Annotated in this window: 10 protein-coding genes, 1 pseudogene and 1 riboswitch; all 11 genes and pseudogenes read right to left on the bottom strand. The window is 54.2% G+C overall.

The genetic code is table 11. The annotated features are described in order from the left end of the window. Window positions 1–29: 29 nt before the first annotated feature. Window positions 30–229, bottom strand: a riboswitch (cobalamin riboswitch). Between the two features lie 303 nt (window positions 230–532). Beyond that, window positions 533–1147, bottom strand: a complete 615-nt coding sequence (locus NST29_RS06995; RefSeq protein ID WP_033021246.1) for a PH domain-containing protein — start codon at window positions 1145–1147, stop codon at window positions 533–535. Between the two features lie 169 nt (window positions 1148–1316). Beyond that, window positions 1317–2680: pseudogene (nagE, locus tag NST29_RS06990) on the bottom strand (N-acetylglucosamine-specific PTS transporter subunit IIBC). Next, a complete protein-coding gene (locus NST29_RS06985; protein WP_033021101.1) occupies window positions 2681–3412 on the bottom strand; it encodes a GntR family transcriptional regulator in 732 nt (243 codons plus the stop codon). Beyond that, window positions 3409–4170 (bottom strand): glucosamine-6-phosphate deaminase, encoded by a 762-nt coding sequence (nagB, locus tag NST29_RS06980; protein ID WP_033021097.1) that lies wholly within the window; start codon window positions 4168–4170, stop codon window positions 3409–3411. The genes NST29_RS06985 and nagB overlap by 4 nt, the downstream gene beginning before the upstream one ends. Next, window positions 4142–5362 (bottom strand): N-acetylglucosamine-6-phosphate deacetylase, encoded by a 1221-nt coding sequence (gene nagA / locus NST29_RS06975; RefSeq protein ID WP_033021094.1) that lies wholly within the window; start codon window positions 5360–5362, stop codon window positions 4142–4144. The genes nagB and nagA overlap by 29 nt, the downstream gene beginning before the upstream one ends. 239 nt (window positions 5363–5601) lie before the next feature. Further along, complete coding sequence (locus NST29_RS06970) at window positions 5602–7395, bottom strand: ATP-binding protein (RefSeq protein ID WP_033021091.1); 1794 nt, start codon at window positions 7393–7395, stop codon at window positions 5602–5604. After that, window positions 7395–8120, bottom strand: coding sequence for a response regulator transcription factor (locus NST29_RS06965; protein WP_033021090.1), 726 nt, complete (start codon window positions 8118–8120; stop codon window positions 7395–7397). Before NST29_RS06965 ends, NST29_RS06970 begins: the two co-directional genes overlap by 1 nt. 94 nt (window positions 8121–8214) lie before the next feature. Then, window positions 8215–9402, bottom strand: coding sequence for a c-type cytochrome biogenesis protein CcsB (gene ccsB / locus NST29_RS06960; protein ID WP_033021087.1), 1188 nt, complete (start codon window positions 9400–9402; stop codon window positions 8215–8217). After that, on the bottom strand, window positions 9389–11047 hold the full coding sequence (locus NST29_RS06955; protein WP_033021086.1) for a cytochrome c biogenesis protein ResB: 1659 nt from the start codon (window positions 11045–11047) through the stop codon (window positions 9389–9391). Before NST29_RS06955 ends, ccsB begins: the two co-directional genes overlap by 14 nt. 13 nt (window positions 11048–11060) lie before the next feature. Continuing rightward, the gene (locus NST29_RS06950) at window positions 11061–11585 is read right to left on the bottom strand and encodes a thiol-disulfide oxidoreductase ResA (protein WP_033021084.1); all 525 of its coding nucleotides are present in this window, start codon (window positions 11583–11585) and stop codon (window positions 11061–11063) included. Between the two features lie 264 nt (window positions 11586–11849). After that, entirely contained in the window at window positions 11850–12581 is a 732-nt protein-coding gene (locus NST29_RS06945; protein WP_033021083.1) for a pseudouridine synthase, read from the bottom strand. Window positions 12582–12592: the final 11 nt, after the last annotated feature.

Raw genomic sequence — 12592 nt, 5'->3', positions numbered from 1 at the left:
TGTTTCCGCGTCTCACCCCCCGAAGATTCGGAAACCGCAGCAAGCAAGGCAGGTCTACTGGCTCATGCGTCATCCTACTCTGAAGCCTTCCCGTACGGAAAACAGCACAAGCCATCCGTCCGTACAGTGGCGATTTCATTTCGTCCGCATTGACAGTTGCGGGGACAGCTCCGGATTCCCACCGGATTCCCTATTAAGCCTTTTCGGCACCTTGCTGCGAGTTGATTGAGTTATCGGATATGGACATTTTTATATTAAAGCAAGGCTTGGCATTTGACAACTATGAATTTACAGCAGGCTGGCGGCCGGCGGTCATCGATCCATTTTTGCGGTCAGGCAGCTCGGCTCCAGTGTCCGTGTTTTGTACGGAACGCCGCAGGCACCGTTGCATCGAACGCCGCGATGTCCAATGCCGCCACGTTGCCTACCTCCACTTTCTCCCCTTCACCGTTTGGCAACGACGCGTTCCTTTGAAAAACAGGAAAGACGCCCCTCTGGCCCGGCGTCTTTCCCGAATGCAAGTTTCATCTCCTCACTGCTCGATGTATTTTTCAAACACAAAGCCGAAATCTTTCACCGTATAGTTCTTTTTCGCTTCCGTCAGCCATCGAAACGCGTATTCATTCACGGCCTGAAAATCAGCCGACACATTGGCGCCGTCGCCGCGCATATTGGCAAACACCTTGGTCGCCAGCTCGAGGCTCCGCTCGGCATAGTCGAGCTTCATTTCATTTTCGCGGCAAATGTCGGCGATCGCAAGCAGCGATTTATACAAATCTTTCAGTTCCTCGATATGTTTTTTATGCACATCAATCGAGTAGGCGTGCGACCCGATTTTGAATTTGATTTCCGCGTCCAAATCGACTGTTCCGGCCGTCTCGAGCGACACGTCGGAAATCGGATGCTTGTAGTAATCGTAGCGGCGCAGCGTCCGTTTTTTGCTTGTTGCGCTCGTGCCGTCCAGATGAATGAGCGCACGGTTGGTGAAGCAATACTCATCGGATTTCGATTTAATAAGGAAGTAGATTTTTTCTCCATCCTCGTGCATCACATAATCATCGGCATCGACTTTGTCGTAGTCTTTCGGCTGAATGACCGAACCGATGTCGCTCAATCCAAGCACATCGGCCGCGACTTTTCCAAACATGCTCATTTCTCGCCCCGACCCCTTCCATTTTTCATTGGCTCGCGCCGCTCCGCAACGAGCAGCAACGCACGTTGTTTTGGCAGAGCACCGCATCCTCTATAGTCATACGTGGAGGGCAAAAAAAAGTTTCATGTTTGCCAACCATTGAACGGCCCAACCATTTCGCTTTTTACCGTTTTCTCATCGCATTGGCTAAAAATTCAACATCCGTGCCAACAATCACTTGCAAGTCCGTTTGGTTGAGGCGAAGCACACCTTTCGCTCCCAAACGTTTCAATTCTGCTTCGTTGACTTTTGACATGTCTTTCACTTTTAGGCGCAAGCGTGTGACACAATTGTCAATTTGTGCGAGATTATCCTTTCCTCCCAACGCTTCGATATAGTTTGCAGCAAGGTCCTCGTATTTGACGCCCGACTGCGCCGCTTCGCTGTCGGTAAACTCGCCTTCTACGTCGTCTTCACGCCCCGGCGTTTTTAAATCCAGCTTCGTAATCAAGAAATAGAAGACAACGAAATAGATCACGGCATAGATGAGTCCTTGAACAATCAACAAATACGGTTTTTTCGCAATGCCGTAGTTTAAGAAAAAGTCAATCGCCCCAGCCGAGAACGTAAACCCGTGGTGGATGTCAAGCGCCGTCGCCACTGCGAGCGACAAGCCGGTCAACACGGCATGAACGACGTACAAGAGCGGCGATAAAAACATAAACAAAAATTCGATCGGTTCCGTAATCCCAGTTAAAAACGATGTTAACGCCACGCCAAGGAGCGCGCCCGCGACCGCTTTGCGCCGCTCTTTTTTCGCCGCGGCGATCATCGCCAGCGCTGCCGCCGGGAGACCGAACATCATCACCGGGAAGAAGCCGGCCATAAAAATGCCCGCATCCGGGTCACCGGCGAAAAAGCGGCTTAAATCGCCGGTTTTGCCGTTATATTCGCCAAAGACAAACCAGACAAAACTGTTTAACACATGGTGCAATCCGACCGGAATCAGCAGCCGGTTTAAGAACCCGAAAATGCCGACGCCAACAGCCCCAGCGCCAACGATCCAATGGCCAACCGCGTTGATGCCGTCTTGAATCGGCGGCCAAATGTAGCCGAAAACAAGAGCAAACACGAGACAAGCGATGTCACGATCGGCACAAACCGCCGGCCGCCGAAAAAGCCGAGCCAGTCGGGCAGCTTGATATCATGATAGCGGTTGTATAAAAGTCCGGCGATCACCCCGGAGATGATGCCACCTAATACAGACATATTGATGTCTTTATCAATCGCGGCAGCGCCCTTCGTTAGCACAAAGCAGCCGATCGCGCCGGCCAGAGCGGCGGCGCCGTTGCCGTCTTTGGCAAAACCGATCGCCACGCCGATGGCGAAAATCAACGCCAAGTTGGAAAACACCGCATCACCTGCAGCAGCGATAAATGGAATATCTAATAAATCCGGCTTGCCGAGTCGAAGCAACAATCCAGCCGCCGGCAAAACGGCAATCGGCAGCATTAACGCTTTTCCAAGCCGCTGCAAAAAGCCTAACATTCATACTCCTCCCCTTTCCATTTCAATCATAAATTTGTACCGGTCGCCGCGGTACACCGATTTGACGACTTCGAACGGCCGGCCGTCATCAAGGCAGGTGCGGCGCTCAAGCAGCAGCACCGGCGCCCCTTCTTTCACTTGCAAATGCTCAGCCTCCAGCTTGCGGGCGACGGACGCTTCCAATGTTTGAACAGCAGAACCGATGATCAATCCTGTTTCCTTTTCGATAAATTCATAGACGGAACCGCTTACAACATCACGCGTCAGCCCGGGAACAAGATGGACGGGAATGTAGAGCGTCTCCAGCGCCATCGGCAAGCCATCGGCCAACCGGAGGCGGCGGACTTCATAAAGGTCATCGCCTTTTGTGACGCCAAGTCCTTCAGCCAGCTTCTCGGAAGCGGGAACGGTCTCAAAGCGGAGGACGATCGTGCCGGGCTCCATGCCGCGCGCCCGCATATCTTCGGAAAAGCTCGTCAGCCCTTTCAGCGGCTGCTCGATTTTTTTGGCGGCGACAAACGTTCCTTTCCCGCGCCGGCGGACGAGATAGCCATCGTTCACTAAATTGTTGACCGCCTGCCGAACGGTCATCCGGCTGATGTCATACGTTTCTGCCCACTCCCGCTCCGACGGGATCATCTCGCCCGGCCGCCACTCTCCTTTTTCGATTTTTTCTTTTATATATTGCTCGAGCTGATAGTAAATCGGAATCGGCGACTGTTTATCGATCATGGCGCATCCCCTTTCCGCTTTTCCTTTGGGATGAGCGAGAGCGCCGCGCAGTCGGCGATGATCGTCACGTCCGGATGAAGGTGAAGCGCCGAAGCCGGCCAATCCGGTGTGACAACGCCTTCGAGAAGCCGGGCAATGGCTTCCGCTTTTTCCTCCCCTGACGCCAACAGCACGATGCGGCGGCTCCGCAAAATGGTCGCAATTCCCATCGTTATGGCATAGCGCGGCACATCATCCAACGACGGGAAAAAGCGGGCGTTCGCTTCGCGCGTCAACGGGGCGAGCTTGACGACATGAGTCGGCGATGAAAACGGCGTTCCCGGCTCGTTAAAGCCGATATGGCCGTTGCGGCCGATGCCTAAGAGCTGCAAATCGATGCCGCCCAATTCATCGATGAGCCGCTCGTAGCGGCGGCATTCTTCGTCAAGATCAGCAGCCAAGCCATCCGGCACATGCGTCTCGTGAAGCGGGATGTCCAAGTGGGCAAACAAATGCTGATTCATATAATAGCGATAGCTGTTCGGATGATCCGGACCGAGCCCGACATACTCATCCAAATTGACCGTGCGCACGAGCCGATACGATGTCCCATGTTGCCGATGATCGGCGGCCAATTGGCGGTACACACCGAGCACGGTCGAGCCGGTCGCCAAGCCGAGAACGGCATTCGGCTTTTCCTTGACTTGTTTGATGATGATGTCCGCTGCCCGGCGGCTCATCTCGGTATAGTCAGCGGTTTCCAAAAGCTGCAACGCCATCGCTCTTCCCCCTTTCACCCCGCTGGCGATAAGCAAGAGCGCCGCGGCAAAACGTCATCATGACCTCATATCGTTCATTCAACACGACGACATCGGCGTCTTTGCCGGGTCGCAAGCTGCCCTTTCGATCAAGGATGTCAAGCTGTTTTGCCGGATTCCAGCTCGCCATGCGGATCACCTCTTCAATCGTGCAGCCGGTGTAATCAAGCACACGGCGGATGGCGTCGGCAAGCTTGAGTACACTTCCCGCCAGCGTACCGTCGGCAAGCCGCGCCTCTTGACCGCGGACGGTCACCTCTTGGCCGCCAAGTTCATACCGCCCATCACCTAGACATTTGGCCCGCATGGCATCGGTGATTAAGATGAGCCCATCGCTTCCTTTATTCCGATACGCAAAGCGGACCATCGGCGGCGCGACATGCAGCCCATCGGCGATCAGTTCGCACATCACTTCTTCAAACATCAGCACAGCACCGGCAACCCCCGGTTCGCGGTGATGGATGCCGCGCATCCCGTTAAACAAATGGGTGGCGTGCGTCACTCCTGCTTGAATCGCCGCTTTCACTTTGTCGTAAACGGCATCGGAATGGCCGATCGAAGCGATGACCCCCGTTTGCTTTAAATAAGCGGCCAACTCAAGCCCCCCCTCGCGCTCCGGGGCAAGGGTGACAAGGCGGATGTGGCCGCCGGCCGCCTCTTGCCAGCGCTGAAACAGCGAGACATTGGGGTCGACGAGGTGGCGCGGGTGCTGCGCCCCGGTGCGCTTCGGCGACAAAAACGGCCCTTCCAGATGAACACCGAGCACTTCGGCGGCTCCCGGCCGGTTCGCCTCCGCCATATAGCGAGCGACGTTGCGAAGCGCGGCTTCGATTTGTTCGCTTGGCGCCGTCATCGTCGTCGCCAAAAAACTCGTCGTCCCTTCCGCCGGCAGCGCCTCGGCCATCGCGCGAAGCGCCTTTAGGGTCGCATCCATGACATCCGCCCCAGCTGCCCCATGAATATGGATGTCGATGAATCCCGGCACGACGGAAAACCGCGGAGAAAGCTCGATCACTTCCGCCCCTGCATCAGTTGGGCATGACGACATTGGCCCGATCGCGGCCACTTTTTCCCCTTCGATCAGCACATACCCTTGTTCAATGGTTCCTGTTTCTGCATACACCGCGGCATTTTTCAATATCCACCGCTTCATCGCACTTCCCCACTTTCTGTCTATTATTATAACATTATATATTCTAGTTGTCTATACCATTAAAATGAATCCACCGTTCGCTGTAGCGCGAACGAAGGCAAGGAGTGTCCCAAACGGACTGGGACACCCTCTTTCATCGCTATATAATAAGCGCCATCCGCTTCCTTGACACACTATTATGTTGTGTCTTTCTTGAGGGGAGACCGCCTTTTCGGTCAGCCCCTTTCGTTCCAACGGCCCTACGTCCGTTTCGACCCGTGATTCGGCAAATAAAAAGAAAACGTCGTTCCTTCGTTCAGCTTGCTGCGGACGGTAATGAGCCCCTTATGCGCTTCGACGATATTTTTGGCGATGGCCAAACCGAGTCCGGTGCCCGCGCGTCCGCGCGTCCGCGCTTTGTCCGCTTTGTAAAAGCGCTCAAACACAAACGGCAAGTCTTCTTCCGGAATGCCGGAACCGGAGTCTTGAACGTGAATCGTCACGCCATCGCCGCTCGGTTCGACAATGAGGCGAACGGTGCCGCCTGATTCCGTGTGGCGGATCGCGTTGTCGATCAAGTTCGTCAGCACCTGTTCGATCCGATCGGGATCGAGAGAGATTTCGATGTCCCGATCACGAAACTCGGCTGTCAGCTCAATCTGCTTTTCTTTCGCCAGCCCGTAAAACTTGCGGATCACCCGCTCGATGTAAGGAACGAGCTTGACTTGTTCGTACTCTAGCTCGATATGGCCCGCTTCCATGCGCGCCAAGTCAAGCAACTCGTTAACAAGGCGGCCCATGCGCAACGATTCGTCGTAAATAACTTTCGCCATCTCTTTCTTCTCTTCTTCACTCGCCGCGATATCGTCGATGATCGCCTCGCTGTAGCCTTGGAGCATAGCGATCGGCGTGCGCAATTCGTGCGAAACGTTGGCGATAAAGTCTTTGCGCAGCTTGTCAAGCCGCCGCTCTTCGGTCATGTCACGCAAAACGGCGACCGCGCCGCGCACCATCGTTTTGCCGTACAGCGGCGTCATTAAAATCACCCACGTCCGCCCTTGCAGCGTCACTTCTATCGATTGCTCCTTCTCCTCGCGGACGACGCGGGCAAACAGCTCTTTCACTTGCGGCGGCAGCGGCGCCATCGCTTCCCCACCGTTCCCTTGCTCGAAATACCACGCCTGCAAAAACCGCTCGGCCGGCGGATTCGTAATCAACATTTCCCCATCGCGGTTAAACGTAATGACGCCATCGGCCATGCTGCTTAAAATGCTGGCGAGCTGCTCTTTTTCTTGATTGAGCGCGTTAATGTTAAACTGCAGCCGCCGCCCCATTTGGTTGAACGCCATCGCCAGCCCGCCGATTTCGTCATTCGTTAAAATCGGCACTTTCATATCGAAGTGGCCGCGCGCCATTTCGAACGCGGCTTGCCGCATTTTCCGAAGCGGAGCGGTGATGCGCGTCGACAAGAAAAAGGCAAAAAACGTCGTCATGATAATGGCGATAAAGGCGGCAAGGAAAATGAGTTCCTTTGTCTGCTTTGTCGCGTCGGCGATCGCTTCGAGCGATTGATAAATAAACACGGCCCCGCGGCTGCCGTCCGGCATCGTCATCGGCACGCCAACTATAATCACATCACGGGGCAGCTTTTCTTTTGGCTGCCACTTTGGCATATACAAACGCTTTTTCACCGTTTTCCCGTCTGTCAGCACCCGCCGCAAGTCCCGATCGCGGCGGATGAACGACAGCGGCACATCATCGGAGTCTGCCCCGCCGGGCGAATACCAATAATGCGCCTCATCGGCGACGATGATCGCTTTCGTGCGATTGTCGACCAGCGTCCAAGCGATCGAGCGGGCGAGCTCTTCATCGCGGTGATCGTGCATCACCTCGGCCACTTTTGTCGCCAGGCGGGTGAGGTCGTTTTCCGCTTCCTGCACATAATAGTCTTCCAAAAATTTAATGAGCAAAATGCTTAAAATAAACAGCACGCACGAGACGAGCAGCAAAATCGTGAACCACAGTTTGCCGACAACACTGCGAAACAGCCACATCAGTCGCTCACTGCCTCAAACTTGTAGCCGACACCCCAGACGGTGACGATCATTTTTCCCGCTTGCGGCGACGCTTTGTTCAGCTTTTCACGCAGCCGTTTAATATGGGTGTCGACCGTGCGCAAGTCACCGAAAAACTCGTAATGCCAGACTTCTTTCAGCAGCTGCTCGCGATCAAACACTTTATCGGGCGAACGAGCCAAAAAAAGGAGCAGCTCGTATTCTTTCGGCGTCAAGCTCACCTCTTTCCCATCGACCGTCACCCGGTGGGCATCGTTGTCAATCGTCAAGTGGGGAAACACGAGCACGTCTTTCGCCGTCGTTTCCACCGGCGCGTAGGCGGCGTTCGCGGCGCGGCGCAACAACGCTTTCACCCGCAACACGACTTCGCGCGGGCTGAACGGTTTCACAATGTAATCATCGGTGCCGACTTCAAACCCTTGCACGCGGTTCGCTTCTTCGCCTTTTGCCGTCAGCATAATAATCGGCGTCGTTTTTTGCTCGCGAATTTCTTTGCACACTTCAATGCCGTCTTTGCCCGGCAGCATCAGATCGAGCAAAATGACGTCATAGTCGTTCGCCAGCGCCTTTTCCAGCGCTTCGTTGCCGTCGCCCGCTTCGTCAATCACGTAATTTTCCCGCTCCAAATACATTTTCAAGAGCCGGCGGATGCGCTCTTCATCGTCAACCACTAATATCCGGATGGTTTTTTCTTGTTTTTCCAATGCTTTGCACCCCCATCATCAATGGAAACATCCCTATTTTCTAGTTTACCGAAAAACCGGATGCTCGCCAACAGAGCATCCGGTTGTTGTTCCATTATGTTCCGGCGTACGAATGCAGCCCGGCGATGACGAGGTTGACCGCCACCAAGTTAAACATAATAATGGCAAATCCGATGACGGCGAGCCATGCCGACTTTTCGCCGTGCCAGCCTTTTGACAAACGAAGATGCAAAAAGGCAGCGTAAAACAGCCAGGTGATGAGCGCCCACACTTCTTTCGGATCCCAGCCCCAAAAGCGGGTCCAAGCGATTTGCGCCCAAATCATGGCGAAAATGAGCGCTCCGAGCGTAAAGACTGGAAACCCGATCGCCACCGCCCGATAGCTGATCTCATCCGCCAAATCGAGGTTGACGTTTTTTACCCACGGTTGGAGCGCCGCGGCGATGCGTTTGCGCAAAAGAAGCCGAAGCGCGATGTACAACACCGTCCCTGCCATCAATGACCAAAGAACCGTGTTCAGCTTTTTGGCGTTGATGATGGCGGGCATTTCCAAAAACGGCTCCATGCGGTCGGCGCTGTCTTTGGTGAGCTTGCCTTCATGCGGGCCGACAAGCGCCGGCAGCTCGTAAATCATCTCATCCTTCTGTTTGTTTTTATCCACCCATGTAAACTTCGCTTCATAGCCGGAAAGACCAAACGCGGTCGAAACGACGACAAAGCCGAGCGTAGTAATTAAGCAAAACATGACGACTTCGAGCCAAAGCGTACGCTTTGACGGTTTTGACTGATCGACGACGCGGATCAAATAAATGAGCCCGGCGACAAAGCTGATGGCCAAAATCGCTTCGCCGGCTGCCGCCGTCGTAACGTGAATGTGCAGCCAGTCGCTTTGCAAAGCGGGAATGAGCGGCGAAATTTCGCGCGGAAACATGCTCGCATAGGCGATGATGAGCAAAGCGACAGGAAGGGCAAACAGCCCGAGCACGCTCAGCCGGTAAATAAAATAAATAATAATGAACGCAGCGACCAGCATCATGCCAAAAAAGGTCGTAAACTCGAACAAGTTGCTGACCGGCGCGTGCCCGGCGGCGATCCAGCGCGTGATGAAATAGCCAAGCTGGGCAAGAAAACCAATGATCGTCACCGCGATGCCAAGCTGCGACCAGCGGTCTTTCCCTTCCCGCTCTTTCCGTCTGTCGCGAATCGAACCGCCGAAGAAAAAGGTGCCGATTAAATACAAAATGAACGCCGTATAGAGCAATGTGCTGCTAAGCTGTACCATGCGCTTGTCCCCCTTGTCGGGCTTTCTTTCCTTCCTCGAGCCGATCGGCCGGCATTGTCAAGCCGGTGCCGTCAAGCAGGCGGCGCAGCTCGTTTTTTAAGCCAAACCAGTTTTTGTTCGTATGCGCAGCGATCCATAGTTCGCCGTTGACCCGCTGCACCCAAACGCGGCGGTGGTTCCAGTACATGCCTTGGATCAGCCCGATCATGAAAATCGCCCCGCCTATCCCTAAAATCCACAGCGTGAAATCGCGGCGGACGGTCAAACCGGAAACGTTGCGCGTCTCCAGCCCCGCAAACGCCATTTTGTACTTGTTGTCGCCAAACGGCTCGATCGTCTGCTGGATGGCGACAAAGCTCGTCTCCCCTTTTGGACGATCCGGAGCATACATTTTGAACACGAACGCCGGGTTGTTCGGCACGCGCGATTTTGTCGACGGGTTGCCGTCTTCGTCAAACTCGAAGTCAGGGAAATAGCTTAATAGCTTCACGCGATACCCTCGCCCTAGATCATATTCTTCTTTCGGGTTGTACAAATCGATGTGAACCGTGCCGAACGACGCGCCCGATCGCTTATCGGTGAGCTGAAACGACATCGCCTTCGGTTCGCCAAGGCGGAAGTCGACCTGATAAAGCGCATAACCGTCAAATTTCAACGGCTCGTTGACGCGAATCGCGTATTCTTTAACTTTTTTCAGCTTCGGTTCAGCGCCGGCGATCACCGGACCGACGCGCTTATACAGCACGACGTTCGTTTGGTAGTTTTTCGCGATCATTCCGTTGCCGACGCGGTCAATAGCGGCGTTGAACGCTTCGTTCTCTTTCCCTTTTTGATACGTTTCAAAAATAAATTGTTCGCTTTTTAAAAAATAGCGGCCGTTTGTCCCGGGAATTTCCTTCGTTTCGCCTTCCGGAATCCACATGGCGCGGTCGATGTACATCCCGGGAACGGAACGGAGCATCGCCCCGATCAAGAAGATGATGAGGCCGATATGGTTGACGTACGGACCCCAGCGCGAAAACCGCCCTTTTTCGGCGAGCAAATGGCCGTCTTCTTCGCGGACGTGGTAGCGCTGTTTCGCAAGCCGCTCTTTCAACGTCGCGATCGCGTCGTCAGGATCGTTCACCCGCGAAACGCCAAACAGCCGCTGGCGCTCGAGAAAGTGCGGATGGCGCTTCACCCCTTGCCGCTTCAAGGCGCGATACAGCGGCACGACGCGGTCGAGACTGCAGATGACGAGCGAGACGCCGATCAAGGCGATGAGCAAAATGTACCACCATGAACCGTATAAATTGTTGAATCCAAGCTCGTAATACAGCTTCCCCGCCAAGCCGTACTGCTTTTCATAGTATTCGGCCGGATCGGCGTTTGGCGGAATGTACATTTGCTGCGGAAAAATCGTCCCGATCGCCGACGCGATGAGCGTGATGACAATGAGCGCGACGCCGACTTTGACCGATGAAAAAAACGCCCAAATTTGATCGATGATCGTCCGTTTGTACGTTTGCGACCGGCGCGCGCTCCCTTCGTAGCGCATGTCTAAAAGCCGCTTTTCGCCCACATCTTGAAGCGGCTTGCCGCACGATTCACAAAACGCCGTGCCGTGCGGATTCACGTGGCCGCATTCGCATTTCACCTGTTCCATGACGCAAAACTCCTTACGGTTTGATGCTTTCCAGATGCCGTCTGATGTCTTCTTTCGTCATCGTTCCGGTAATGATTTGTTTCACTTTGCCGTTTTTATCAATTAAAAACGTCGTCGGCAACGGCCCGACATTGTACGCGTTCAACACTTGATCTTCTTGGTCGATGACGATCGGAAACGTCAACCCGAAACGCTCGGCAAACTTTTTGACGCTCAGCTTCGGTTCGCCGACGTTGACCGCCAATATTTCCACTCCTTGCTGCTTGTACACCGGATACCAATCGTTCATATACGGCATTTCCCGCTTACACGGATTGCACCACGTCCCCCAAAAGTTCAAAAACACGCCTTTGCCGCGGTAATCGGAGAGGCGGTGCTTCTGTCCGTTCAAATCGGTCAACACAAAATCCGGCGCTGTCGAACCGACAGCCACCGCCGTTTTTTCGGTGAAAAAGTTGGCGTAAATCGTGTAGCCAACCGCGGCAAGCAACACGAGCAAAATCGCCGTCCTCACCACTAAGCGCTGCTGCTTTTTCATCGTTCAAACCCCTTTAATTTCTCATCCCCCCGCGGCACCGGCCGCAAGGATTGGACATGGAAGTTCACAATCTCCCATTTTTCATTATAGCAAAACTCGTCTCGTTTCTATGCGCGGAGATATGAACGTTATGTGACAACGTTTGTCATTTTCCTTAGCGACAGTTAGGTCCATGCGGTATCGGAACTAGCTGTGATGCGACAATATTTGTAATTTTATTCCATGACAGTAAGGCCCATCTAGCTGTGATGTAACAAATACTTGTCATTTTCTTCCCCCGGAAAGCGCTATCGCGCGCAACAGCTTCACCTCGTGCGGCGTCAGCTCGCGGTATTCACCGGGGCGCAGCCCTTTTAAATCGAGAAACCCGTACCGCTCTCGCTTCAGCTTCAGCACGTCGCAGCCGATTGCCGCAAACATGCGGCGCACTTGTCGGTTCCGGCCTTCGTGAATTCGGATTTCTACGATGGCGGTGTTTTTCCTCCGGTCGGTGGAAAGCAGCTTCACTTTCGCCGGCGCCGTCATGCCGTCTTCGAGCTTCACTCCGCGCTCAAGCTGCCTGAGCTGTTCGCCTGTCGGGATGCCTTTCACCTTAGCGACGTATACTTTCTCGATCTCATAGCGCGGATGCATGAGCAAATGGGCGAAATCGCCGTCATTCGTCAACAAAAGCAAGCCGGACGTATCGTAATCGAGCCGTCCGATCGGATAAATCCGTTTGTCCAGATCTTTGAAAAAATTGGTCACCACTTTGCGCCCCTTGTCATCTTTGACGCTCGAGATCACCCCGCGCGGCTTGTACAACAAATAGTAAACGGGCTCCTCACGCTCGACGGGAATGCCGTCGACTTCGACATCATCGCGCGGCCCGACTTTGGCGCCGAGTTCGGTGACGACGCGGCCGTTGACTTTCACCCGCCCTTGCAAGATGAGTTCTTCCGCTTTGCGCCTTGATGCGATGCCGGCGCGGGCGATCACTTTTTGCAACCGTTCCATTGTTCCTCACC

This window comes from Geobacillus sp. FSL W8-0026, from assembly GCF_037966255.1.
Classification (GTDB): Bacteria; Bacillota; Bacilli; order Bacillales; family Anoxybacillaceae; genus Geobacillus; species Geobacillus icigianus.
The sequence above is the reverse complement of the archived record's forward strand: the minus strand, read 5'-3'. Positions and strand labels throughout refer to the sequence as shown.